We start from the raw sequence: 24,546 nt of genomic DNA, 5'->3' as shown, positions 1-24,546 counted from the left end.
TAGTTCTTATCGGTTTTTATGTGATTATGATGCCGCGTTATTTCAAAGAGTATTTGGGCAAACAAATGAACCGGAGAAAGTGCCAGCCATCTCGGTTTTAAAACGAATATCATTGTTGTTTATTGCCATACGTTTAAGCTTGTCTTGGGTTTTTAGCTGGCAGCCGGAAGCATTGGCCACTTCAAACTCAAGGGGGACGTTGCTTGTGAGTGTCCACCGAACGTTTTTACCGTCAATTTCCCAGTTAATGACCTGGCCATTTGCATTTTTGAGCCGAATGTTTCTATCTGGCGATTGGGAAGTCGAGACAGCACTTCTTGCGTTATTCAGGATCAAATATTTGCCGTCAGGGCCATTATCCCAGCCTGCGATATTGCTCTTATTCATATATGGGAAACCGAGTTGTCTGGGAAGTCGGACACTTCGTATGCCAGAACTGGTTATTTGCCAACGGTCGTTAAGTGTTTTTGCTATTCCAGTCTCATACAAGGTGCGGGCGCGTAAAGCATATTCGCTTAAATAAAGAGGGGTCACTTTTTGGTTTAACGCCCAGTCATAGACTTTAATTAGTCCGTTAAGTGAAGCCGGATAAGCACCAGAATACATGTGGTAATAAAGACTGATACTTTTCAGTCGGCGTGGGCTCCCGAGGAGCTCAAAGGTTTCAACTGCTCGGTTATAACCGTCATGGTGTTCGCTCCATAAATTTGTATAGAGGTTTTCGTTCATGACAGGTGCATAAACTTGAACGGCTGACGGATGCCAGGCAATAGTAGGAGATATATGTGCAAGGTTATTGTCGCCATGAACAACATAGGTGTTACCACCATTAACATTCAATAAGTCGGCTTTATCGGCTATGGCAAGCACATCTTCTTTAGGATCGGCATTGCCTGACCAGAGAATAAGCTTCACTTTTTTATTGCTTGGAGCAAGATTGTTGTTGATGTAGTTGGTGCTACCGATAATTTCGTTGTCGTAGTCGAGCTTATAACCAGGTATCGGTATATGATCGCCATATTGTTTTTTCTTGATGGTTTTATTGGTATCCCAGAAAAAAGGGTGGCTAAAGGTGTGGGAGGCTATTTCAATATTTGGAAGTTTAAAGATTTCCCTTGCAATGGCTTCCATATCATCGCTTTCGTTTGGATACAGGCCACGTTTGCCGACTTCACCTTCAATGACAGAGACCGTCTGCGGCAAGGTATATTTCGAAAATACGTGTTTTAGCAGTACTTCTGCGGTGTAAGGTTTGCCTGGGAACCAGCTTTTTGATGGAAAGCCATCACCGTCAACATGGCTTGTTAATATTCTTCGAGCTGATTCTGTTGTCGCATCAGCTACTGGAATGACAGGAAGAGATAAGGTTTTCTCGATAAGGTTGAAAGGGTCAATGAGCCATACCGTTAGCTCATTAGCAAGAGTTATAACCGGTAACGGTGAAAGAATCGCTCCCCCCCAGGGTGCTTTGATCAGGAGTGAAGATGTATTACCGGCTTCATTTTTAACCTCGATAAGTGATTCAACAGTTGAGTTACGGGGAGTCCATTGTGGATACGTGTCGAATTGGTTGAAAGGAGCAGGATAGTGGTTAGCTAACCAGTTTCTCCCTTTGGTTATTTCAATTTTCCCCGTAATTTCACCAGTTTCATCAATACCAAGTTTGTAATGTAATGTTTTATCTGTCGGTAATGCATTGATAAATAGTATTGGATGTTTATCAATTGCTTGATTAAGCCATTTCTGTAGATATGTGTTGTATTGATAGGATGAATCTTCAAGCCATAAAAAAGTTGCAGCATAGCGACTTAGGTCAATTGCCGAAAAATTAGTGGTTTGAATGTCGCGACATTCAGGGACATAACCATAGTATTCCAGCGGCATAGACATCATTCTGTGGCATGGAGATTCTGTTAATTGATGGTATTGGCCGTCATAAAATCCCAAGACTCGTTTTGGTACAGGTAAAACGGTGCTGACGCCAAATTCATAAAGCATTCCGTCGCTGACATAGGGGGTGTAGCCTTCATTGATAAGTCGTTTTGCTGCCGCTTTTTGTGCTTCACGGTTACTGGCAGAGATATAGTCAATGACAATAGCTTCAAGCCCGAATGATTTCACTTTATCTAACTGAACCTTCAACCATTCTGTGTCAGCAGGTTTTACCCTTTGGTAACTGCTGGTGGTTGGGTCATAACTGTGATGAAGTGATTCGGCTACGATAGCTTCAACACGTTTGGCAGTATTATCAATAACCTCAAAGCCTCGATTAAGAATGAGCTTCGGGCGATTATTTAACTCTGCGAGTGATTTAATAATGTCGGTAAGGGCTCGTTGCTGGCGTTGTTGCTGCTTTTCATTGTCAGCAAAAAGATAATAGCTATCGAGAGTATCTAGAAATAAACCATCAAACCCTTTAGCAAGGGTATCTGATGCTTTGTCGATTAAATGGCGTTTCCATGCAGGGGACGATAAATTCATGGCATAGCTTTGCCAGTTCGTATTTTTAGCGAGAGAAGCAGATTGTAAATTGGGAGGAAGCGTCTGCTTGCCATATTCGCCAATACTGAGATAAGCATATATATCGGTTTCTGCCTGGTGCAGAGTGTCAATTTGTTTTGCTGTGATTAAATTGGGCGTAACGACAACACGCTCGTAATTCATTAGTTCACGAACAGAATCAATTTTCCCGTAATAGAATGCGATTGAAGATGGCGTTTCGGCTGAGACGAACATTGGCAATAGCAGCAATGTTGTTAGTAAGAATCGCATAATAAAATCCTTTTAGCGGTTATAAGCAACTGATCCGGTATGCTTAATTTCTACTTTAAGCCTAAGCTAATGTGTCGTTAAGGGTTTGTTTGGTAATTTGTATGCTTTTTGTGATGTGCAGTGTGGTTTAGCCAATAATGTTGCCTGATTGTATTGGTATGCTGTCGAACGGCTGTGGAGGGTATTAGTGGAACGCCGGTCTTATTGTGGCAGTGGTTATGCTGTAAAATAGCGATTAAGTTAGTCCGGTCAGCCTTCAGATTGGCCGTTTCAAAAACATAGTGAAAGATAAATGACCAAGAAGAAACCGCAACAGACTTTGAAGAAGGGATTGCATCCACGAAATCCTCATCGCCAGCGTTATGACTTTGATGTGTTGATTGAAAGTTGTCCGCCGCTTGCGCCATTTGTCAGCGAAAACAAGTTTGGAGATCTGTCTGTTGATTTTTCCAATCCCGATGCAGTTAAGATGATAAATAAGGCGCTGCTTAAGCACTTTTATCAAGTTGAGCATTGGGATATACCACCGGGCTACCTTTGTCCACCGATCCCAGGCAGAGCGGATTATTTGCACTACATCGCTGATTTACTGGCTGAATCCAATGAGGGAGCAATTCCGAAAGGGCGACAGGTTCAAGGGTTGGATATTGGTGTCGGCGCTAATTGTGCCTATCCGATTGTTGGTCACAGGGTATATGGCTGGAATTTTGTGGCCGCTGATATTGATCCGCTTTCGATTAAATCGGCTAAGTTCATTGTTGAGGCTAATTCCACGTTGGCTGGTGGCATAAAATGCCGTTTGCAGAAGAATCCAGATCATATTTTTGAAGGAATGATCAATAGCAACGATATTTTTGATTTCACTATGTGCAATCCGCCGTTTCATCGTTCTTTAGAAGAAGCGACTGCAGGCAGTGAGCGAAAAGTGAAAAATCTAAGTGCCAATGCCAGAAAGAAAGGTACGCGTGGCTTTGAAAAACCGAAAAAGAATGAATCGGGTGTTCTCAATTTTGGTGGCCAGAAAGCAGAGCTATGGTGCCCGGGAGGCGAAGCGGCGTTCATCAATCGGATGATTAAGCAGAGCGTAGAAACAGCATCGCAATGTTTTTGGTTTACAACTCTGGTGTCGAAAAAAGAGAATCTTTCTGCAATTTATAAAGCATTGAAACAAGTAGGTGCTGTGGATGTTCGTACCATTGATATGGCACAGGGGCAGAAATTGACCCGTGTGGTGGCATGGACTTTCCTGACAAGTGAACAGCAGAAAGAATGGCGAGAAGAACGCTGGATGAGATAATGCCTGGTAATACTGATTTCAGATAGAACATAGCACGAATTGATAAAGCGGCCATTTGGCCGCTTTTTTTACATCTGTAGCTGGGTTTCAAGGCATTACTTAGTACGAAGCTTGTTATTGATATTTTGGATCAATTTTTGCGTTGTATCGATGGTGAGTTCAAGTATTGAGAGTGAGCAATGCTACTAGCTACTAATTGACGAGCAATAAGAAATACAGTTGTACAAAAATATTTTTTGTACAACTGTAGTGTATATACTAACTTTAGTTGTACAAGATTATTGTTTTGTACAAGGTGGTGCGAAATGTCTATTCCTGTTGGGATCAGTGCTTGCGTACTTGGTCATAAAGTTCGTTTTGACGGTGGGCATAAGCAAAACCGTTTTGTTGTTGATGAGCTGTCTAACTATGTTGAATTCAAGCCAGTTTGCCCTGAAATCGGAATTGGTATGACTATTCCTCGTCCAGCAATTCGCCTTTTGCAACTGCCAAGTGGTGATGAGCGCTTAGTCGATAGTAAAGAGCATGAAACAGACTATACGGCGAAAATGAAAGATTTTGCTCAACGGCAAGTTTCGAATTTTGATGCATTGTGCGGTTATGTGGTGTGTGCCAAATCACCTACTTGTGGGATGGAAAGGGTCAAGCTTCATATTACCAATGGTAATACGGTACGTTGCGGCAGTGTTGGTATTTATACTCGTGAGCTGATGGCGAAGATGCCCTGGTTACCTGTAGAAGAAGATGGTCGACTGCAAGATCCTGTGCTGAGGGAAAACTTTGTTTTTCGTATTTTTACACTGAATGATTTCTATAAGTCTTTGCAAGATGACAGAAGCCCGGGCGCATTTATACGATTCCATTCACGTTACAAGCTGGTTCTTATGGCGCATAGTCCAATAGCATATAAGGAAATGGGACGGTTAGTTGCCTTAATTAAAGACTGGGATTTAGATGAGTTTTATTTTGAGTACCGTCAGCAATTGATGGATGCGATCAAAATCAGGGCAAGTCGTAACAATAAAACGAATGTCCTGATGCATTTGCAGGGGTATTTCAAGCGTTCGTTGACTAAAAGCCAGAAGCAGGAACTGTCTGATTTAATCAACAGTTATCGAGAAGGCCATCAACCAATCTTGGCACCCTTGGCATTAATAAAGCATTACTTAAGTGAATATCCGGATCCATACCTGCAGTTACAAACATTTTTAGAACCATATCCTCAGGAGTTGAAATTGCGTTATGGGTTGTGAAGTACAGTATTACCCGATTAAAGATGTATCAGAGATGACCGGTGTGAATGCCGTTACATTAAGAGCCTGGCAGCGGCGGTACGGGCTTTTAAATCCGAAACGGACAGAAAAAGGCCATCGTTTATATTCAGATAATGATATTGAAAAAATCCGAAAGATCCTTTCATGGTTAGAGAAAGGTGTTGCAATTGGCAAAGTGCGGCCGCTTATTGATGGTTCACTGCTGGCTAGTGAGATAGATAATCAAGCATCGGAGAATCAAAAGACAGTAGCCTTGCTTATGGCTGCATTAGCAGACTGTAATCGTAGCAAGCTTGATCAGCAGCTAATTCAAATAATGAAAGAGTATCCGGTGGATGTGTTTATTGATCAAGTGGTGAATGCAGTTGAAAAAGAAGTAAATAATCCTGAAAACCCGATAGCGAATATTCAGCATTCACTTTGGCAGTCAGTGATTACGGAAAGGTGTATTGCCATAATTTCTCAGATGAGAAAACAGGCGACCAAGCTGTGTTTTTTGCTGAGCTTTGAACAACAAACAAATTATCGGTTATGGCTAAAGGCATGGATACTTACCAATAAGGGTTACGGTGTCACTGTTATGCCTGTTCTTGAAGGTAAGCTGTCGGCATTGATCGCGGCAATAGCGAAGCAGAAAACAGACAAAGTTGTTGTTTTTGGTGATCACAATATAGTTGCCGCAAATTTGACTCAGTTAGAGGTTTTAGCCAGAAGCCTAAATTGTGAATGTGAATTTGACGGTGATATTACCGAAATCCATGCAGACTTTAAGGGCAGTTATAACCTTTAGGAGATAACGATGGCACCACATCAAACTGGGTTAGTTTGTTTTCGCGCCGACCTTCGTGTTGTTGATAACACGGCGTTGGTGGAAGCTTGCCATAGAAGCGAGCAGGTTATAGCTGTCTTTATTTCGACGCCGATGCAGTGGCATGAACATAATGTATCACCCATCCAGGTGAATTTTATTCAACGACGGCTTGGTGTCATTAGAGCTCAGCTAGCTAAGTTAGGAATTCCGTTATTGATAGAAGAAGTTGCCGACTTTACTAAGGCTGCTCAAACCATAAACCAGTTGGCAATTAAGCATCACGTTGGCCATGTTTATTGCAATAAACAATATGAATGGAATGAGCATCAGCGAGATGAACTCTTAGGAAGCCTGTTAAGCCGACAGAATATTAAATTTAGCGTATTTGATGATGCTTGCGTTATTTCTCCTGGCAGAGTGCTTACACAGAAAGGTGATACCTTTAAAGTGTTTACACCTTTTCGAAAAGAGTGGCTTAAGATTTTCCGACGTGAAAGGCCGCAGGTTCAGGGAATGCCAACTCCGTTTAAGAGTACGAGCCAAATATCATCGCTTTTTTCTGAACAAAAGATTGAGCTGACTTATCCGCGAAAAGACAGTTTGCAATGGCCGGTAGATGAAGAAGCTATTCGTCAGCGATTACGGATGTTTTGTCGGGATAAGGTGGCTTGCTACCACCTGCGAAGGGACTTTCCTGCTGTTGATGGAACCAGCTGTTTATCGCCTTTTCTAGCAATAGGTGCATTGTCACCTCGCCAATGTGTTACTGCCTTGCTGGAAGTTTACCCTGAATCTACAGAACAGCTGGAAAGTGGTGCGTTTTGTTGGCTAAACGAAATCATATGGCGTGAATTTTACCGTCATTTGATGGTTGCCTGGCCTCAACTGAGCAGAGAGCAGCCATTTCAACCATGGACCCGCTATGTTCAGTGGCGTCAATCAGAGTCTCATTTACTTGCCTGGCAGCAAGGAAGAACTGGTTTCCCTATTGTCGATGCAGCAATGCGACAGCTAAAAGAAACGGGTTGGATGCACAACCGTCTGCGGATGATAACGGCAAGTTTTTTAACTAAGGACCTGCTTATTCATTGGCAAGAGGGGGAACAATGGTTTATGTCGCAACTGATAGATGGCGACTTAGCTGCCAATAATGGTGGATGGCAGTGGGCGGCTTCCACTGGTACGGACGCACAACCGTATTTCAGGGTATTTAATCCGACAACACAAGGGGAGCGTTTTGATCCTGATGGTCAGTTTATTCGTACTTGGGTAAATGAATTAAAAGATGTGCCGGATAAATATATCCATCAGCCGCATTTATGGTCTGGCGCGGTTAATTTGAATTATCCGCAACCTATTGTTGACCATAAAAGAGCGCGTATTCGTGCCATCGAAGCGTTCAAACAGGCTAAAGAATATTTTAAACATTCGTAGTTTTTTTATTCTGACTCGGATTAAAAAACACCTAAGTACATCAGGGGGATATATGGCAGAAAAGTCAGGTTATTTGACAGACAAATTTTCAGAAGTCTACAGTCAACTTACAAAACACAATTTGGCTGAACTCAAAGCTTTATATCATCAGGATATTATTTTTGAAGACCCTGCGCACAAGGTTGTTGGCTGGCAAAATCTTAATGATTATTTTGAACGTCTTTTAAAGTCGGTAATAGATTGTCAGTTCGAAATACATGAAACAAGTTCTGAACAAAATATAGCTTTTATTCAATGGACGATGACTTTTCGCCATCCGCGTTTAGCAGGTGGTAAGTCTCGTGCAGTAAAGGGCTGCTCTTGCATTAAATTCAAGGATGATTTGGTGATTTACCACCGGGATTATTTCGATATGGGAGAAATGCTCTATGAAGGGATCCCTGTTCTAGGTGGATTGATTCGCCGTTTAAAAGAGAGCTTATGATTATGGATAGCGTATTAATAACTGGAGCAAGCTCCGGAATTGGTGAGCAGTTGGCAAAGGATTATGCTGCGGAGGGGAGATTGGTATTTGCCTGTGGCCAGTCTGAAGAACGGTTAAATCGCCTAAGCGAAGCCAATCAAAATATTCAGCCAATTCAATGCAATATCACTGAGATAAATCAAGTTACCCAGGCTTTCTCTGGTATAAATCCTATTCCAGGCTTAATTATCCTCAATGCCGGTACCTGTGAATATATTGAACATGGTCAGGTAGATGTTGATTTATTTAAGCGCATTTTTGATGTCAACGTTTTCGGGATACTTAATTGTATTCAGGCATTGCAATCTCATTTTGGTAAATCAACGCACCTGGTTATTGTCGGCTCTACAGCTGCCTATGTTCCTTTGCCACGGGCAGAGGCATATGGCGCATCGAAAGCAGCGGTTGCCTATATTGCTAATTCATTAGCGATTGATCTAGCGCCTCAAAAGGTGAAAGTCACCTTGGTAAGCCCCGGATTTGTCAAAACACCACTTACCGACAAAAACGACTTTGCAATGCCTATGCTGGTATCAACTCAGTATGCCTCAAAAAAAATCCGTCAAGGCATTGCTGAGGGTAAAGCCGAAATTCACTTTCCGGTTAAGTTTAGTTTATTGCTCAAGTTCATATCTCTGTTACCTACCGGTATGCAGTTGGCTGCCATAAAACGTATGACAAGGAGGAAACAATGAAAATTGCCATTATCGGATCCGGAATTTCAGGTTTAACTTGTGCGTGGCACCTACATCAGAACCACGATATTACAGTTTTTGAAGCCAATGATTATATAGGTGGGCACACTGCAACAATTGATGTTGAAGTTACCAGCGGTAAATATGCAATTGATACTGGTTTTATTGTCTTTAATGACCGCACTTATCCTAACTTCGAGAACTTATTGGGCGAAATCGGTATTGTTGGCCAGCCTACAGAAATGAGCTTCAGCGTTCACAATGATAACAGCGGGCTTGAGTATAACGGTAATAGTTTAGCGTCGATGTTTGCTCAGAAACGTAACCTGCTAAATCCGCGCTTTTATAATTTTATTCTCGAAATACTTCGCTTTAATAAGTTGGCAAGGAAAGTAGATTTAGCCGGAGAGAGTAGCCGTACTCTGGGACAATTTCTGCAGCACTACGCTTTTAGTGATTACTTTGCCGAAAACTATATATTACCGATGGGCGCGGCTATTTGGTCATCAACACTGTCGGATATGCGATCTTTTCCTCTGGCTTTCTTTATTCGCTTTTTCCGAAACCACGGCCTGCTGGAAGTGATCAATCGTCCTCAATGGTATGTCATACCCGGAGGCTCAAGAGAGTATGTCAAACGTCTTGTTAGACCGTTTGCTGACAATATCCGGCTCAATCACCCTGTAATAAGTGTGCTTCGCAGGAACCGAAAGGTTACCGTGGTGACGGCTCAGGGTATTGATACTTTTGACCATGTCATCTTTGCCAGCCATAGCGATCAGGCATTAGCAATGCTGGGCGATGCCACAGCCGATGAACAGCGAATTTTGGGGGCGATGGCATATCAGGATAATGAAGTTGTGCTTCATACCGATACCAATCTGTTGCCGCAGTCTCGCTCTGCCTGGGCTGCCTGGAATTACCATCTTGGTCCTGAAATAGATAATGGTCAGCATCGAGATAACAAGCTAGCTTCGCTGACTTATAACATGAATATTTTGCAGGGGATAAACGCACCAGAAACCTTTTGTGTAACGTTAAATCAGACCGAAGCCATTGCCGAAGAAGCGATCCTAGAGCGCTTTGTCTATGCCCATCCGGTATTTACTACCGAAAGTATGTTGGCGCAACAGGCCCGTTCGGAGATTAACGGTTGTCGTAATACCTGGTTCTGCGGTGCTTATTGGTATAACGGTTTTCATGAAGATGGGGTTCGTAGTGCTTTGGATGTTGTTGATGCAATCGTCAATGTTAGTGACAAAACGACTATAATCGGAGCGATTTCGGCAGATGCTAAGAGCGAGCAACAGGAATTGCATACAGCTTATCGGGAGCAGCAATATGAATAGTGCACTTTTTGTAGGCAGTGTACGGCATCGCCGTTTTACACCTGTCAGGCATAGTTTTAGTTATCCGATGTTTATGCCTTTGATTGATCTTGATGAATTGGAAGAGTTACAGGCATCTGTCGTGGGCTTCGGGCAAAATCTGCTTAATTTTGCCCGGTTTCGAGCGGAAGATTATCTTAACGATCATAACACTAATGCATTTCCAAGTGCTGCAGGAGCACTGAAGCAGGCTGTGGTTGATAAAGTTGAGGAGCTGACAGGAGAGCGAGTGGATGGAAGGGTCATGCTTCTTTGCCAACTTCGTTATGCCGGGCTCTATTTCAGTCCGCTGAATCTGTATTACCTTTATGACCAACATGATAATTGGCGCTGGGTTCTGGCTGAGGTTAGTAATACACCCTGGAATGAGCGTCATTACTATGCGTTGCCAGCAAAGATGCGCTGGCAGAAAGATACCTGGTTAGAGAAGAAGGCGTTTCATGTATCGCCATTTAATCCGATGAGTCAAAACTACTATTGGCGTCTTAAGGATCCTGCAAGCCAGTTATTGATCCATCTTGATATCCATTCCAGCGACGATAACCAGAAAGTACTTGATGCCACGCTGGTTATGAAGCGTCGGCCTTTCACCAGTAAGGAATTTTGGTTGCTTATTGCCAGAACACCGGTACAGACGGCAAAAGTCGTTATCGGGATTTATTGGCAAGCTCTGCGTTTGTGGTTCAAGAAAGTACCTTTTTACAGCCACCCTGCAAGCTGATGGCGAAGTTGATACAAAAAGAATGTACCGTCAAAACCAAATACGGAAGAATGAATTGAGGGTGTAAATATGTTGAAGAGTGAAGTTAGTCGATTTGAATTGTCGGTAAGAGGTACGGATTTCCTTGCACGGCGAGCCGTTTTTCGGGTGCTTAAACAGCTTAAAGGAGTAGGCTTGACACTCATAGATCACCATGGTGATTCTTTTCAGTTTGGTGACGCTCATGCAAATCAGCAGGCGTATATTATTGTGAACAATCCGGCCTTCTACAAACGAGTGCTGAAAGGTGGGAGCATTGCAGCCGGAGAAGCATACATCGACGGGTGGTGGGATTCGCCGGATATAACTGAGGTGGTTAGGGTGATAGCCAGGAACCTGACGCTGCTTGATCGCCTGGAAGAGAAAATGAGCTGGCTGACAGCAATGCAATATAAATGGCTGCATCGAAGAAGGAGAAACAGTAAAGCCGTGGTGAAGCAAAATATTTTGGCGCATTATGATCTCGGCAATGATTTCTACCGTACCTTTTTAGACCCGAACATGCTTTATTCTGCGGCCATCTATGATGAGAATCACGAAAGTCTTTTTCAGGCACAAATTAATAAGATGGACAGATTATGCCGTCAGCTAAAGTTGTGTAGTTCTGAACATTTACTTGAGATTGGTACAGGTTGGGGGGCATTAGCGATTCATGCGGCTAAACATTATGGCTGCATGGTGACAACGACAACCATCTCTGATGCGCAGTACGATTGGGCGAAATCGCGAATTGAGCAGGAAGGGCTTACCGGCAAGATCATTTTGCTTAAGCAAGATTACAGGGACTTAACAGGTCAATATGACAAGATTGTTTCGGTGGAAATGGTTGAGGCGGTCGGTAAGGAATACCTGACTACCTACATCAAAAAGTGCCAGTCTTTGTTGAAACCGCAGGGTAAGCTGGCAATACAGGCTATTACGATAGCAGATCAGCGTTACGAGAGTTACAGCAAGGGTGTTGATTTCATCCAGAAACATATTTTCCCAGGTGGTTTTTTACCCTCAATTACAATGTTGGCCAATCAATTGACCATGCACACGGATTTCGTCATCAGAGATATTAAAGATATGGGTTTTGATTACGCAAAAACCTTGTCTGATTGGCATCAGAAGTTTAATGCCAGTATCGACACTCTGAATAAACAAGGGTTTGATGAGCGATTTATTCGAATGTGGCGCTTTTACTTTAGTTACTGTGAAGGTGGTTTTTTAGAGCGCCGGATCAGTACGGTACAGCTGGTTGCCAGCAGAACCGATTAGTGTAGACACAGAAGATAGCGGAGGTATGGTATGCCTTTACGTGAGCTATTAATTGTAGGCGTGTTATTTAATATGTACTGGCTGGTATCCGTGGTAGGCCAAAGCCAGTTTATTTGGTTGTTGGTCACTTTGCTACTGATGTGTTGGTGGTATTACAGCGACACCTGGCGGTTTTCACTACTTCTTGGCGGAGCCGGTATCCTGATGGATTTGATGTTAAACAAGCTGGGGGTGTTTCATTTCACACAGTCATTTTTCCCTGTTTGGTTGGCGTTGTTATGGCTTGGCTTCGGCTCATTTGTTTGGGTAATACGGCAGGTAATAGCGTTTTACTCTCCCTATTTCATGAAGCAACACCGGACCTGGGTTATTACTAAAAATATGGATGGGTATTATGTCGGGCGAGCTGAGGATGTTATCGGTGAAGCAACCGGCCATGTTACTGGCAACGCTCTGAATTGGCAGTATGTGTTGCGGGTTCCGGTTGGTAGCACTAGCTATGATATTAGCTTTGATGACAGGATGTTTCGGCAGGATGATAAAAGGGTATTTAATGTTCCTCATGATTAAAGGAATTGGGAGCATCAATGAACGAATTAGCTTGTTGGTAGATATTATTCATAATATTGATTTAAATCCGTAATTGTTTTTGCTTCCAATTCATAAGCACCTTCGGCATTGTGCACTTCTTTTCCATTCAGAGGTGGGTTAAACACACAAGCCATTTTCATTTCTTTAAACGCGCGTAAAACGTGTTTGTCATTTTTATCCAAAATATAAATTGTGCCTGGTTCAATCGGATGTTTCATGCCGTCATCCAAATTTTCCACTTCACCTTCACCAGATATACAATAGACAGATTCCAAATGATTCTTGTAATGCATTTGGAAATCAGCCCCTTCATAAATTGTGGTAATGTGAAAAGAAAATCCCATTTTATCTTCTTTCAATAACAGGCGAGTACTTTCCCAGTTTCCATCAGGTGAAATAACTCTTCGCTTAGATTGGTTTGCATCAGATAAATTTCGTATGATCATATGATTGCCTTATTCTTAGATTTTCTTGGTCACAATGAATATGGGGTGCCTGTTAAAGTTAACTTTTATTGAAATAGTTTTTTTCTTCTGGAATTTGTGTCTCTTTTGCACATACCTCTTTAATCGCTGATTCCACAATATCAATTCCATTTTTTAGGTTGTCATCAGAGATAATTAAGGGGCACAAGAACTTCACAACTTGATCTTCGGCACCACTGGTTTCAATAATGAGCCCTTTTTTAAACGCGCAACTTGTGATTTTCCCCGCAATGTCTCCATTGACACAATTTATGCCTTGAAACATTCCGCGTCCTTTAGTTGTAAAGTTGCCTCTACCATACTTGCTTACAATGTCTTTTAGACGATTTGAGATATATTGGCCCTTACGTTTGATCTCTTTTGAAAAGGTATTATTAGACCAATAATGCTCGATGGCCGTTTTAGCGGTAACAAATGCCAGATTATTACCTCTAAAGGTGCCGTTATGCTCTCCTGGTTTCCACTGATCTAATTCTGGTTTCATCAACACAACAGCAAACGGTAAGCCGTAACCACCCAAAGATTTAGATAAGGTGATGATATCAGGCTCGATTCCAGCTTCTTCAAAACTAAAATAATCGCCCGTGCGGCCACAACCTGCTTGGATGTCGTCAACAATCAATAAAATGCCGTGCTTTTTGCAAATAGTCTGAAGGTTGCGTAACCATGCAAAACTGGCTGCGTTAATGCCACCTTCACCCTGGACGGTTTCGACAATAACAGCGGCTGGAGAATTGATACCACTGCTAGAATCAGATAAAACCTTATCAAGATATTCGGTCGTATCAATGTTTTCGCCCAAGTAACCATCGTATGGCATACGGTGCGTACCGGTTAAGCTTACTCCTGCGGCATCACGGTGATGTGAATTTCCCGTTGCAGCCAGTGAGCCAAGGCTTACTCCGTGGAATCCATTGGTAAAGGTCACAATGTTTTGTTGTCCTGTCACATTACGGGCAATTTTCATTGCCGCCTCGACGGCATTAGTGCCCGTTGGCCCAGTGAATTGGACAATATACTCCATGCCACGAGGCTTTAAAATTTTGTCGTTAAATGTCTGTAAAAAATCACCCTTGGCCTTGGTGTGCATATCAAGGCTGTGAGTAATGCCATCGTTTTCGATGTAATTTAGCAGCACTTCTTTGAAAATTGGATTGTTGTGGCCGTAATTAAGGGTTCCGGCTCCGGCTAGAAAGTCCAGATATTGATTGTCGTCTTCATCCCACATGAATTCACCTTTCGCTCGACTAAATATGCGAGGAAAAGAACGGGCATAGCTCTGAACTTCGGATTCGATTTCATCAAAGATTTTCATTACATTTCTCTTAATTTTCTAAAAGGGCCGATGCGCACAAGCATTTCCGAGTGATGTAATCCATCAAAGTGAGTTTCTCTGTCCAGCCATGCTGATGACTGGAAATCTGCTGATAACTTCGTTGCTATGCTTTTAAATAAGGCCCAGGATGCTTGATTGTCTTGCGTAATAGTCGTTTCTAAGTAATTGATATTCTGACTGGCTAGGCGAGTTAGAATATGTGCCAACATGCGGGATGCCAGGCCGAGGCCTCTGGCTTGCTCGGCAACAGCCACTTGCCAGATAAACAGTGTATTTGTTCGTTCTGGCACCACATACCCGGAAATAAACCCTACTAATTCACCATCCATATCCGCAGTTACCGAGGTATCTGAGAAATGCCCGCACTGAAGTAAGTTGCAGTAGCTGGAATTTATGTCTAGCGGCGGACAACGTTCCACTAAGCGGAAAACAGCCATACCATCTTTGAGTTCAGGTGCTCTTAGTACAACATTTTGTAATGAAGACGCAGAACACTCCTGATGGTAGATAAGAGATTGATTAGACATCTAAGTATTATCTCCATTGAAAATATTGGGTGCGGGCGCATATAAGCCGCTTTGACCTGGTGCTTAATATTCATTATGGTTTTTTTGTTTCGAGCACTAAATATAGCAGACGAAAGAACAGTTAAGTTCCAACCATGAAAATTTAATGTTTCTGAGGGATGGTTATGGCAAGAAGGATATGAATGAGTTTATACCCAGCTTACCTCAATATGCAGGATTCAGAGTGATGCCAGCCAGTTCAACTCAAGGAAAACGCGTGAAGGAATGACTGCTCCTTTCGAGTGCATTTGACACAGAAGTGGGCTGGTTGGATCACACCTGAAGGGGGAGCGTTTTTCTGCGTATCACACAGTCAGTCTCCCTCGGTAATCACATGAGTACACTCAAACTAATGCGTTAAACAGTGTTTAATTTGTTGCTTACATTCGTACATGTTTTTGTCTGCTTCACTGATCAGCGATTGTATGTCGTAATAAAATGCTTCATTTCTGTCTATCGCGACATAGCCAATAGAAGCTGAAAAATGGATATCTTTAATTGATAGTTTGTCACCAATATTTATCAGTAATTGATGATAAAGCTCCGAAAACTCATCTTGGTTTGAACAACTGGCAAGCAGAACAAATTCATCACCACCTATACGGCCAACAATATCTGAATCGCGGCCAATTTGTCTTAGCCGGCTTGCAGTTTCGACTAAAACTTGATCACCAATGAGGTGACCATGTTGGTCATTGATGGTTTTGAATTGATTAATGTCGATATAGAAAAGCGCCAATAAACCTTCTTTGATAACGTCATCGAGTTCTTGCTGAAGCTTTTGGCAAAATGCCCGACGATTGAAGACATTCGTCAAGAAGTCGTAGCTAGCGAACTGAAGCAGCTCTTGCTCTATTTCGTGCTTCTCTAAAGCAACAGCACAAACAGAAGCAGCCATTTCCAATACTTCCAGTTCAAAAGGCGTTGGAGAAGCAGGGTAGTGGCTATAAGTCGCAAATGTCCCCAGTACCTTATCTTTTGATGACAGAATCGGAACTGACCAGCAGGAGATTAACTTGGCTTGTTGTGCGATTTGTCGAAATTCAATCCAGTTGTCATGTTCATTGATATTTTCAGTAATGACTTTTCGCTTGGAATAAGCCGCTGCGCCACAAGAGCCAATATTGGGCCCTATAGCGACACCTTCTATGGCTTGATTATAGATATCAGGCAAATTGGGCGCGCAAGCACAATGCAGCGTATTGCTATCATGATTTAATAACAGGATTGACGTTTGTCTGTCACTGTATATCCTTTCCGTCACATGAATGAGTTGCTCCAGCATTTCCTGCTTGCCTTGTCCCAGCGCGAGCATACGCAGGATTTTATTAAAAGCTCTGTGCGCATGAAGAAGTTGGTTGATCAAAATGCATTCCTATCAGGCTTTGTTATTATTAGGTGTTTTAAATTATTGTTTAACTTGATTTTATAGAATAAAAAGTAACCAACAAAGAGTAGTCAGCTTTAGATAGATATTTATTTTGAAAATGTGAACTCGGTATTCGCCATGAGGATATCTGACTTTATTAACTGACCCCACGTGACATAACAACAATTCGTTTTAGGATCCAGCGCAGCAACACTGGAATTTCATCAACGTTTTCTTCATCGGTGAATTCGACAATAGCCAGCGCGACATCTGGCTTAGCGTGGCGTTTAAGCGCCCTTGCAATAATCTTTTTAGGTGCAACGGGGCTGTCATGTGGGATCCTGGCCAGTCGCCGGAACAGTGGTTCGAAACCCTGATTAAATAGGAAGTGCTCAATATCACGGTTAGGAAGAACCGTGAGGCGGTGTCGTTCGGCATCATTACCTAATAGGTTACGTACTGTATCGGCATATTTTTTACCGGCCTGGTCGCCGTCGGCTACCAGATGCCATTCGATACCCAATCCTCTGGCTACTTTGATCAGCGGCCTTAGCCCGCTCTGGGCAAACTCAATAATCTGAACACCTTCGGCAGCGAGGTTATAACCGCAGATGCGCGCGAATTCATTGAATAACCATACTTCGGTTTCCCCCTCAACTAATAACCAGGCACGGGCAAATAGCGCATTGGGGCGGTGAAGCCGGACATGGAAGGCGACACGCCGCTCTTCATCCCGAGAGAGAGTTCTGTTCTTGATGTTATACACATGGGTACGATCCGGCTCACGGATTAATTTTTTGATGGTTTGTAACGGAACGACAGATGTAAGATCGGAACTGTTCGTTGTTAAGATTTTTTGCATTGGCATGTTGGTGATGAACGTCCATGCCTGATGTAAAATGGTTGGATGTAATCGGCCTTCAGGATCCTCGAGGATCATTATCGGGCGGGAGATACGTTTCAGTTCGATTGGGCCACGAGCGCGGATAAACGCATTGAGTAACCCCATTAGAATCAATCGTCCTTGTTTAGTCATATGGGGCTGGGTAAGTTGCTCTAGCGGGTTCTTTGCATATTGTGCTCTAGTAGGGAAATGAGCGCGGTTAAACTGGGCAGATCGATTGTGGGGTGTAAATGCGAAGTAGTGATCAACTAAGGTTCGCAGTGCATTGATACTGCTTTTAATCTCATCAGAACTGACATGACCTGGGCGCGTCAGTAGGCGTTGGCATGTATTATCAAGCCTGCGTTGGATTCGGGCACTCTCGCTGTTATCTCGCTCATGCTGACCATTTCCGTTTTTACCGTTTCCATTGCCGTTTTGATAGTGGTTTCGAAGGCGCCGGGCATCTCGGATACGGACGATTGGATGCAGGGTCATTAATTGTTTCGCTATTCTATCGGTGTCAGGGCAGTCAATGATTTTCCCTCTGCTGTCCAGAAAAGAGCGGTGGGTAATGATTTTGTCGTCTTTAACAATACTGTTTATCTGGTAAAAGAGTTCTTTGACCTCGTTCTCTCCTGTAACCCAGAGAGGCTCAAAGGCTTTGTATCGCCGTGCTTTATATTCACCCTGATAATCTTCACTCCAGTGGAGAACGATTTGAAGCTGGGCCATTTTTTCATGGCCTGCACCGTAATCGACATGGAAGTCTGAGAATTTAAAATTGTAGAATAAAGCATCAGGAGATAGGGCAATACTAAGCGCATCAAGTAATGATGATTTACCCCATGCATTTTCACCAATGAGTACGGTTAGCTCATCGAATGTTAGTGATAATCGTTTGATTCCTCTGAAACCGGATACTTCAATTCTTTTTAGCAGCATATCTCACCTCTAGTAATAAGATTACAGTACCTTGATTCGGGATGGGTATGCCGATATCACAGATTAATAAGAAGCTATTGATAGTTAATGACAAAATGGTTCCTGTGGAAAAGGTTGAGGTCGGGAATTGTGATTGCTATAGTCCCGTGACCATAAATAGCAAGGCAATTAGTGGTATGTTCAGTTGCTTAGCAAGAAAAGAAATGTAATTACAGGAGATGTCAGATGGCTAAGATTATTCATTCAATGGTTCGGGTTTTGGAACTGGATAACTCGTTGAAATTTTATAAAGAAGCACTGGATCTTGATATTGCGGAGCGTCTGGACTTTGAAGGTTTTAGCCTTGTCTATCTGCGTAATGACGAGAATGATATGGAGCTTGAGCTTACATGGAATGAAGGTACGGAAGAAACATATACTCACGGCTCTGGTTATGGTCATCTGGCTGTAGCAGTCGATAACCTAGAAGTTGAGCATGAGAAACTGCTTGGTCTGGGTTATGAACCTGCAGAGATCAAAGAATTCTTCCGTAATGGTCAGTTGTTGGCGAAGTTCTTTTTTATTCAAGACCCGGATGGTTACAAAATCGAATTTTTACAACGACATGGTCGTTACCAATAGTTTAGACCTTGTTTATTCCTGCCATCACCAGAGAGTTGTTTGAATGGTGGTGGCGATGATTAAGCATGCACCAACTCCTATAATGATACCTGCACACCTCTAACCATATATAATCCGTTTTTTTACACGAGAATGCTTGTCATAAATCTATCGTGATTGTGTATTAAATAACTATATAACCTCTTCATTGCGATTATTGATCATCACCTGTAGGCTTTATTGCTAATTAACCAAGACAAAATCGAGTTGAAGAATAGAAAATTAATTTTAGGTGTTGTTTTCTGTCACATTTTGGGTTTAACCTAGAGCAATCAACTATAAGGTATGTGACCTGAATCATATTTAATTGATTCATCTGAACACCGCGTTACCAGGGAACATCAAACATATATGACACACCACCGCTCAGCGAAGATTACTTTTGCACACATCAATGACACACATTCACACTTTGAACCCTCTTCAATTTCACTATCGCTGCCTGAAGATGTTCTTGATACGGAAACGTCAGTCTACGCAAGTTGTGGAGGTTTCTCGCGTGTGTCTTCGGCGGTTAAGGATGTTAAAAGGCAGGCGCACCTTAAAGGGCGTGAATTTATGTTTGTTCATGCCGGTGACTGCTTTCAGGGAACGCTTTTCTTCTCTTTATATAAGGGATTGGCGAATGCCAGATTGCTTAATGCAATTGGTATAGAAGCGATGGCGCTTGGTAACCACGAGTTGGATATGGGCAATGACATTGTGGCTGACTTTATGGATCAGGCAAATTTTCCAATGTTAGTAGCCAACTGGGACTTGTCTGAGGAAGATCAAAGTAAGTCAAATCCATTACGAGGCAAGGAGAATGTCTATGTGTTTAATAGTGAATTAGAGCATGGACGTTTCATTGTTAAAGAGGTAGACGGAGAGCCAGTGGCACTCTTTGGCTTGGCTATTGAAAATATGGCTGGCATTGCTAACCCGGATCCGGATACGCATTTCCTTAAAGTTGTCGATGTGGCTAACAGTACCATTGCTGCGATTCATCAACAGGGAATTAATAAGATTGTATTACTGAGTCATCTCGGTTATGAACGAGATCTGGAGCTGGCTTCACAGATCGAGGGGATTGGTGCAATTATAGGAGGCCACACTCATACGATGCAGGGTGACTTTAGCAACTTGGGTTACGGCGTCACAGATAGCTACGCAACAATGGTAAATGGAACTTGTGTTGTACAGGCTGGCTGTAATGCACTTGCGTTGGGCCAACTTGAGTTGGATTTCAATGCTGATGGTACGGTGGAGCGAGCCACTGGTGTTAATCAGCTTTTGCTTGGTCGTCAGTTTACGGTTGATGCCAGCCGAAGCGAACATCTGGATGATAATAGTCATGACGCTGTAAAACAGTATCTTAAGGCCCAAGATAATGTACGCTTTTGTGCTAAAGATCCGATTATCGAAAACATACTGAACACGGAATATCGCCCGAAAGTACGTGAGTTACAGACACAGCATATTGCTGAAGCGAGCGAGCCACTACGACATGTCCGAATTCCAGATCATCGTGGCGGAAGCCAGATAGCCCCGCTGGTGGTTGATAGTTTTGTATGGCAGGGGCGTGAACTTGGGCATGATATTGATTTTGCCATTCATAATGCTGGTGGTGTGAGATCGTCACTCAATCCTGGCCCTCTGACTTCGGCAGATATTGCCGGAAAGCTATTGCCGTTTGCTATTGGATTAATGGTATATCAGGTCAAAGGTAAACGAGTTCGCGAAGCGCTAGAAGGTGCGATCAATAATGCGATAGATAATGGAGTAGAAGGAACCGGGAGTGGTAGTTTCCCTTATACCTCACACTTGAGGTTTACTTATCGTTGTTGTTCAGAGCCGGGCAATAGAATTGAGAACTTACAAACGTGTAAAAGCGGTGTCTGGGTAGATGTTGAGGATGACTTGATCTATACATCAATTTCTTCAGGCTATACAGCGACTGGTAAAGAAGGTTACGGAGCACTGCTTGATTGTGTTGTCGAGCCAAAGGCGTTGAATGTAACAATGGCAGAAGCCTTTGAACGTTATGCGAGGATGATGGAGTCTTTAGAAGCGCCTTCCGAAGCATTAGTATCCTATATCCCGTGTGGGTGTGAACAGGTTGTAGCCTGAAACAAGGTTAACCAGAAGTACGGATTGGGCCAGAATGAGACTCACTCGTAAGGAGCACATTCTGGCAAATTAGCTATGCCACTTCAACCGGGGGATCTGGGAATAGATTGATATTAATAAACATTTTAAATAAGCTCGTTATAAGCCAGGCTGTTTAAAACTGATTATAGATATTTAAATTTTTATTCCGTCAAAAAATATATCACCAGCAATATTTAAGTGTCATTTGGTTGGCGCTTTTGTTTTCTGATTTTATTTTGTATTCAACAGTAATATGTCTATCAATTTTGTTATAAATAAAAATTAAGAAAAGTTTAAAGGTTTTTCTAAAACTGTCGATATGTATTATTGAAAGGCAAGGTTATTGTGTAGAGGTGGTTTCAATGAATAAAGACTGGGTAGATATTGCTATGGTTACAGGCTGGATTTCAGCTTGGAGTGCTTTAATTTACTTTATTCCTGCAGCAGGTGTTTAAGCGTCAGCATATAAAACACTTTCAACAAAGTAATAATTTGATGTTTATATTTAGACTAATTGTGTCCTGTCGTTGGTACGCAGAGCTGTTTAATTGTGTATAAAAGCCGAGATAAGTCTCGGCTTTTTTGATCAAGGCTTTATTTAAGCTGAAGCGGCTTCTGGCTCTTCAGTGTTGGCAACTTCATTTGCAAGTCGGTAAGCGGCAAGATCTTCAATTGTCAGCACTGGCATGTCGAATTTCTTACCGAACTCAATAACTTCAGGTAGGCGAGCCATTGTGCCATCTGGGTTGGTTAGTTCACACAACACACCATAAGGTTTCATGCCCGACAGGCGCATTAGATCGATAGTTGCTTCAGTATGACCACGGCGAGCAAGGACACCTTCAGGATTGGCTTTTAGCGGGAAAACATGGCCTGGGCGGTTCAAGTCTGATGGTTTGGCGCCGTCTGCAATTGCGGCTTTGATTGTGGTAACACGATCAGCTGCAGAAACGCCTGTCGTTACACCTTCGGAGGCTTCGATTGTTACTGTAAAGCCTGTTTGGTTCGCACTGGTGTTCTTCTCAACCATCATTGGTAGCTCAAGCTGACGAACACGTTCTTCGGTCAAACAAAGGCAAACAATACCTGAACATTCACGGATCATGATGGCCATTTGTTCAGGGGTAAGTGTTTCTGCTGCAAAAATGATATCGCCTTCATTTTCACGATCTTCATCATCAACAACAAGAACACCACGGCCGTTACGGACAGCGTCAAGGCCGGCTTCAACACGCTCGAAAGGCGTACCATAAGGGGATAGTAGAGACTGATTCATGGTAATAAATACTCCAAATAAAAAGATACCAGAATCAGGGCGTGAAATGACAGTGTCTCAGCTTAGCTGAAATAGCTTTACAGTAATACACGGTAAAATAATTATGCCTACGGGCGATAACCTGATCGCAGGTATGACATAGCTTCTGTAGTGTAAAAGCAAGAGGCGTATGGCCTCCACTGATCCTCTTTCATCCGGACTATAACCGTCGGCTCTGGAATCGTGCCTATTTCTAAGCTCTGGACCAGATCTGCTGACCTTAACAGAGAGTTTAAATCACCATTAAGCGCTCGCGGGCTTTTCAATGCGATATATTGCTGCATTGAACTACCGCCGGTGGGGAATTTCACCCCGCCCTGAGAATTCTTGGAAATCTTAGGTAAATCAACATGTAGACGCAAGGAAAAGTGCTGATTTTTTATTGTAAATTTGAAGTTATGAACAGGGCGGTTGCTTTCTAAGCGATTATTGGCTGTTCATGTCGATATTCAATGCCTGTTGAGTTGGATTAAAGGGAACAATTTATTCCTGAGCCTATTTTACTGTACTCACTTTTTCTGTGTATCGGTATAGCCCTTTAATGATTAAAGGAAGGCAATAGGTTGGCAGTTGGAGAGCACCCATTAGTACCAGGAAGTCTGGACCAAGGTAACTACCGGCAACGGTGTAAGTCAGCAGAACATTTCGATTAGCTGAAGTAATTGCTACGAGTAAGCCCTGATCGAGTCCCAAATATCTATAGCATAGATAACCAGCAAAAAAGTAAAAGCTACAAATAGCGACACCAATTGCAAGGTAAAAGAAGCCGTCTGTCAGAGATTGTTCGAAAACCTCCCGGAAAGGGCCGATAAGACCAAATGGAAAAGCCAGAACCAGAATGATGGTTACTTGCGATAGCTTTCCGTGTATCCGGTGTAAATGGTGATAAGGAATTAAACGGTAGCAGATCGCTGAGAACAGCATAGGGCCCAAGATAAAGATCACTAGACGCTGAAGGTAACTTGTTATATCCAGAGAAAATTGCTCATCCTGAAAGATCATTAAATTAATGTAGAGTACAACAGGCATTAATAGTGTAGAGGCAATGGTCATTGCCATTGCCTTTAATGGTTCTAATCCCACAGAGCGAGCTATCGCAGGTGTTGCAAATAGCGAGCCTGTCGCAGAAATAGCGGCAATTGCTAAAATCAGGTCATCACTAGCGTTCATTGTTATAGCAATAAAGCAGCTTAGCAAAGTAAGTAACGTTGAATGAAAAATGGCATAGATCCAGATCTGTATTTCTGCCATCTGGCTGAGCAATAGGCTCTGGGGCATACCTAGTAAGGTAAAGAGCATTAGGAAAAAAAGAATATAGGGCAGTGAAGGAAAGACTGTCGCTGATAATACCGGAAATGCAAAACCTATCGCAGCAGCAACGATAAGTAATAATGAAGAATATCTGGATAAGAGGCTGATCATAAATCTATCTCTTTACTTTTGTTGCGATATTGTTGCGTACGTTGGGGTTGAATTGCAAGCTCGGAAAAATACGCATTGAGTTTAGAGTCAGGCGGATATTCACTCGTTAATAATGATTGTTTATGTGTTCATTAACGACTTGTTTTAACGAACTTTTAACGCATTAGGAAAACTTATACTGATGTTTAAATATTGTCATTTTTTTGAGGGAAAATTAAGCAGATAAAATTATCTCAGTTCAAAAATAAGACTAAACGAGAGGCAGTCATGGCACAGGCAATAAATTTTAATACCATCGCAACTCCTGCCGCAATGGATAAAAAAGCCTATGCGGTTAATATCAAAGGATTGATTGCACACGCATTGGATATCTTTTGGGGCTCGCCAAAAGCACCAAAGCAATACAATGTTTCTGACTTATCGGTTCACCTACAAAAAGACATTGGTATCTATCGGTAACAAGTATATTGAACACAGGACATAAAGAAGACGCTGGCAATTGCCAGCGTTTTTTTATGCGTGAATTAACCTTATTTATAATGGTCAATAGGGGTATAGGGCTGTTTTTATTGTTTTTTCCTCAGAATTGTAGCTAGGTTTAATTATTTTCCTTTTGGCTATGGCATGATG

General features: G+C 42.5%; 21 protein-coding genes and 1 riboswitch. Of the genes, 13 read left to right on the top strand and 8 right to left on the bottom strand.

Annotation, left to right across the window (positions count from 1 at the left end):
• Positions 1-42: 42 nt before the first annotated feature.
• Positions 43-2,772 (bottom strand): endo alpha-1,4 polygalactosaminidase, encoded by a 2,730-nt coding sequence (locus Q0852_RS02120; RefSeq protein ID WP_299013333.1) that lies wholly within the window; start codon positions 2,770-2,772, stop codon positions 43-45.
• Positions 2,773-3,064: 292 nt separating this feature from the next.
• Here Q0852_RS02120 and rlmF point away from each other — a divergent pair, with 292 nt between their 5' ends.
• The 10 genes from rlmF (at position 3,065) to Q0852_RS02070 (ending at position 12,784) form a co-directional block, all read left to right on the top strand.
• Positions 3,065-4,069 (top strand): 23S rRNA (adenine(1618)-N(6))-methyltransferase RlmF, encoded by a 1,005-nt coding sequence (rlmF, locus tag Q0852_RS02115; RefSeq protein WP_299013332.1) that lies wholly within the window; start codon positions 3,065-3,067, stop codon positions 4,067-4,069.
• 305 nt (positions 4,070-4,374) lie between these two features.
• Positions 4,375-5,322, top strand: a complete 948-nt coding sequence (locus tag Q0852_RS02110) for a DUF1722 domain-containing protein (protein ID WP_299013331.1) — start codon at positions 4,375-4,377, stop codon at positions 5,320-5,322.
• Positions 5,312-6,133 carry a MerR family transcriptional regulator gene (locus Q0852_RS02105; RefSeq protein WP_299013330.1) on the top strand — a complete coding sequence of 274 codons (822 nt, stop codon included), beginning with the start codon at positions 5,312-5,314 and terminating at the stop codon, positions 6,131-6,133. Before Q0852_RS02110 ends, Q0852_RS02105 begins: the two co-directional genes overlap by 11 nt.
• Positions 6,134-6,142: 9 nt before the next feature.
• Positions 6,143-7,588 carry a deoxyribodipyrimidine photo-lyase gene (gene phrB / locus Q0852_RS02100; protein ID WP_299013329.1) on the top strand — a complete coding sequence of 482 codons (1,446 nt, stop codon included), beginning with the start codon at positions 6,143-6,145 and terminating at the stop codon, positions 7,586-7,588.
• Positions 7,589-7,640: 52 nt separating this feature from the next.
• A complete protein-coding gene (locus tag Q0852_RS02095) occupies positions 7,641-8,072 on the top strand; it encodes a nuclear transport factor 2 family protein (RefSeq protein WP_299013328.1) in 432 nt (143 codons plus the stop codon).
• 2 nt (positions 8,073-8,074) lie between these two features.
• Positions 8,075-8,806 (top strand): SDR family NAD(P)-dependent oxidoreductase, encoded by a 732-nt coding sequence (locus tag Q0852_RS02090; protein ID WP_299013439.1) that lies wholly within the window; start codon positions 8,075-8,077, stop codon positions 8,804-8,806.
• Complete coding sequence (locus Q0852_RS02085) at positions 8,803-10,155, top strand: NAD(P)/FAD-dependent oxidoreductase (protein WP_299013327.1); 1,353 nt, start codon at positions 8,803-8,805, stop codon at positions 10,153-10,155. The genes Q0852_RS02090 and Q0852_RS02085 overlap by 4 nt, the downstream gene beginning before the upstream one ends.
• Positions 10,148-10,915: a DUF1365 domain-containing protein gene (locus tag Q0852_RS02080; protein ID WP_299013326.1), complete on the top strand. Its 768-nt coding sequence runs from the start codon at positions 10,148-10,150 to the stop codon at positions 10,913-10,915. The genes Q0852_RS02085 and Q0852_RS02080 overlap by 8 nt, the downstream gene beginning before the upstream one ends.
• Before the next feature lie 69 nt (positions 10,916-10,984).
• On the top strand, positions 10,985-12,214 hold the full coding sequence (locus Q0852_RS02075; protein WP_299013325.1) for a cyclopropane-fatty-acyl-phospholipid synthase family protein: 1,230 nt from the start codon (positions 10,985-10,987) through the stop codon (positions 12,212-12,214).
• Between the two features lie 30 nt (positions 12,215-12,244).
• The gene (locus Q0852_RS02070) at positions 12,245-12,784 is read left to right on the top strand and encodes a DUF3833 family protein (protein ID WP_299013324.1); all 540 of its coding nucleotides are present in this window, start codon (positions 12,245-12,247) and stop codon (positions 12,782-12,784) included.
• A 44-nt stretch (positions 12,785-12,828) separates the two neighbouring features.
• On the opposite strand, the gene Q0852_RS02065 is transcribed toward Q0852_RS02070, so the two are convergent.
• The 5 genes from Q0852_RS02065 to Q0852_RS02045 form a co-directional block, all read right to left on the bottom strand.
• On the bottom strand, positions 12,829-13,251 hold the full coding sequence (locus Q0852_RS02065) for an ectoine synthase (protein ID WP_299013323.1): 423 nt from the start codon (positions 13,249-13,251) through the stop codon (positions 12,829-12,831).
• Positions 13,252-13,309: 58 nt separating this feature from the next.
• Positions 13,310-14,605 carry a diaminobutyrate--2-oxoglutarate transaminase gene (ectB, locus tag Q0852_RS02060; RefSeq protein ID WP_299013321.1) on the bottom strand — a complete coding sequence of 432 codons (1,296 nt, stop codon included), beginning with the start codon at positions 14,603-14,605 and terminating at the stop codon, positions 13,310-13,312.
• Positions 14,605-15,153 (bottom strand): diaminobutyrate acetyltransferase, encoded by a 549-nt coding sequence (gene ectA, locus Q0852_RS02055; protein ID WP_299013320.1) that lies wholly within the window; start codon positions 15,151-15,153, stop codon positions 14,605-14,607. Before ectA ends, ectB begins: the two co-directional genes overlap by 1 nt.
• A gap of 388 nt (positions 15,154-15,541) precedes the next feature.
• Positions 15,542-16,558: a sensor domain-containing diguanylate cyclase gene (locus Q0852_RS02050; RefSeq protein WP_299013319.1), complete on the bottom strand. Its 1,017-nt coding sequence runs from the start codon at positions 16,556-16,558 to the stop codon at positions 15,542-15,544.
• A gap of 160 nt (positions 16,559-16,718) precedes the next feature.
• Positions 16,719-18,389: an ATP-dependent endonuclease gene (locus tag Q0852_RS02045; RefSeq protein WP_299013318.1), complete on the bottom strand. Its 1,671-nt coding sequence runs from the start codon at positions 18,387-18,389 to the stop codon at positions 16,719-16,721.
• Positions 18,390-18,614: 225 nt separating this feature from the next.
• Here Q0852_RS02045 and Q0852_RS02040 point away from each other — a divergent pair, with 225 nt between their 5' ends.
• Together Q0852_RS02040 and Q0852_RS02035 are read left to right on the top strand one after the other, a co-directional pair.
• Complete coding sequence (locus Q0852_RS02040) at positions 18,615-19,010, top strand: VOC family protein (protein WP_299013317.1); 396 nt, start codon at positions 18,615-18,617, stop codon at positions 19,008-19,010.
• A 390-nt stretch (positions 19,011-19,400) separates the two neighbouring features.
• On the top strand, positions 19,401-21,158 hold the full coding sequence (locus Q0852_RS02035; protein WP_299013316.1) for a bifunctional UDP-sugar hydrolase/5'-nucleotidase: 1,758 nt from the start codon (positions 19,401-19,403) through the stop codon (positions 21,156-21,158).
• 619 nt (positions 21,159-21,777) lie between these two features.
• Here Q0852_RS02035 and ribB read toward each other — a convergent pair.
• Together ribB and Q0852_RS02025 are read right to left on the bottom strand one after the other, a co-directional pair.
• On the bottom strand, positions 21,778-22,455 hold the full coding sequence (gene ribB, locus Q0852_RS02030) for a 3,4-dihydroxy-2-butanone-4-phosphate synthase (protein WP_299013315.1): 678 nt from the start codon (positions 22,453-22,455) through the stop codon (positions 21,778-21,780).
• A gap of 178 nt (positions 22,456-22,633) precedes the next feature.
• Positions 22,634-22,823: riboswitch (FMN riboswitch) on the bottom strand.
• 166 nt (positions 22,824-22,989) lie between these two features.
• On the bottom strand, positions 22,990-23,916 hold the full coding sequence (locus Q0852_RS02025; protein WP_299013314.1) for a hypothetical protein: 927 nt from the start codon (positions 23,914-23,916) through the stop codon (positions 22,990-22,992).
• 267 nt (positions 23,917-24,183) lie between these two features.
• Here Q0852_RS02025 and Q0852_RS02020 point away from each other — a divergent pair, with 267 nt between their 5' ends.
• Entirely contained in the window at positions 24,184-24,375 is a 192-nt protein-coding gene (locus Q0852_RS02020; RefSeq protein WP_299013313.1) for a hypothetical protein, read from the top strand.
• The last annotated feature ends 171 nt before the right edge of the window (positions 24,376-24,546 follow it).

This window comes from uncultured Photobacterium sp. (genome assembly GCF_947502415.1).
Taxonomy (GTDB): Bacteria; Pseudomonadota; Gammaproteobacteria; order Enterobacterales; family Vibrionaceae; genus Photobacterium.
This window is presented reverse-complemented; position numbering and strand designations above follow the sequence as displayed.

What these genes read in the sequence shown, in the direction of transcription:
- Q0852_RS02110 (WP_299013331.1), top strand. Translation starts at nt 4,375, where the DNA reads ATGTCTATTCCTGTTGGGATCAGTGCTTGCGTACTTGGTCATAAAGTT.
- ribB (WP_299013315.1), bottom strand. Translation starts at nt 22,455, where the DNA reads ATGAATCAGTCTCTACTATCCCCTTATGGTACGCCTTTCGAGCGTGTT.
- Q0852_RS02075 (WP_299013325.1), top strand. Translation starts at nt 10,985, where the DNA reads ATGTTGAAGAGTGAAGTTAGTCGATTTGAATTGTCGGTAAGAGGTACG.
- ectA (WP_299013320.1), bottom strand. Translation starts at nt 15,153, where the DNA reads ATGTCTAATCAATCTCTTATCTACCATCAGGAGTGTTCTGCGTCTTCA.
- Q0852_RS02120 (WP_299013333.1), bottom strand. Translation starts at nt 2,772, where the DNA reads ATGCGATTCTTACTAACAACATTGCTGCTATTGCCAATGTTCGTCTCA.
- Q0852_RS02040 (WP_299013317.1), top strand. Translation starts at nt 18,615, where the DNA reads ATGGCTAAGATTATTCATTCAATGGTTCGGGTTTTGGAACTGGATAAC.
- Q0852_RS02090 (WP_299013439.1), top strand. Translation starts at nt 8,075, where the DNA reads ATGGATAGCGTATTAATAACTGGAGCAAGCTCCGGAATTGGTGAGCAG.
- Q0852_RS02035 (WP_299013316.1), top strand. Translation starts at nt 19,401, where the DNA reads ATGACACACCACCGCTCAGCGAAGATTACTTTTGCACACATCAATGAC.
- Q0852_RS02045 (WP_299013318.1), bottom strand. Translation starts at nt 18,389, where the DNA reads ATGCTGCTAAAAAGAATTGAAGTATCCGGTTTCAGAGGAATCAAACGA.
- rlmF (WP_299013332.1), top strand. Translation starts at nt 3,065, where the DNA reads ATGACCAAGAAGAAACCGCAACAGACTTTGAAGAAGGGATTGCATCCA.
- Q0852_RS02065 (WP_299013323.1), bottom strand. Translation starts at nt 13,251, where the DNA reads ATGATCATACGAAATTTATCTGATGCAAACCAATCTAAGCGAAGAGTT.
- Q0852_RS02025 (WP_299013314.1), bottom strand. Translation starts at nt 23,916, where the DNA reads ATGATCAGCCTCTTATCCAGATATTCTTCATTATTACTTATCGTTGCT.
- Q0852_RS02080 (WP_299013326.1), top strand. Translation starts at nt 10,148, where the DNA reads ATGAATAGTGCACTTTTTGTAGGCAGTGTACGGCATCGCCGTTTTACA.
- Q0852_RS02105 (WP_299013330.1), top strand. Translation starts at nt 5,312, where the DNA reads ATGGGTTGTGAAGTACAGTATTACCCGATTAAAGATGTATCAGAGATG.
- phrB (WP_299013329.1), top strand. Translation starts at nt 6,143, where the DNA reads ATGGCACCACATCAAACTGGGTTAGTTTGTTTTCGCGCCGACCTTCGT.
- ectB (WP_299013321.1), bottom strand. Translation starts at nt 14,605, where the DNA reads ATGAAAATCTTTGATGAAATCGAATCCGAAGTTCAGAGCTATGCCCGT.
- Q0852_RS02095 (WP_299013328.1), top strand. Translation starts at nt 7,641, where the DNA reads ATGGCAGAAAAGTCAGGTTATTTGACAGACAAATTTTCAGAAGTCTAC.
- Q0852_RS02070 (WP_299013324.1), top strand. Translation starts at nt 12,245, where the DNA reads ATGCCTTTACGTGAGCTATTAATTGTAGGCGTGTTATTTAATATGTAC.
- Q0852_RS02020 (WP_299013313.1), top strand. Translation starts at nt 24,184, where the DNA reads ATGGCACAGGCAATAAATTTTAATACCATCGCAACTCCTGCCGCAATG.
- Q0852_RS02085 (WP_299013327.1), top strand. Translation starts at nt 8,803, where the DNA reads ATGAAAATTGCCATTATCGGATCCGGAATTTCAGGTTTAACTTGTGCG.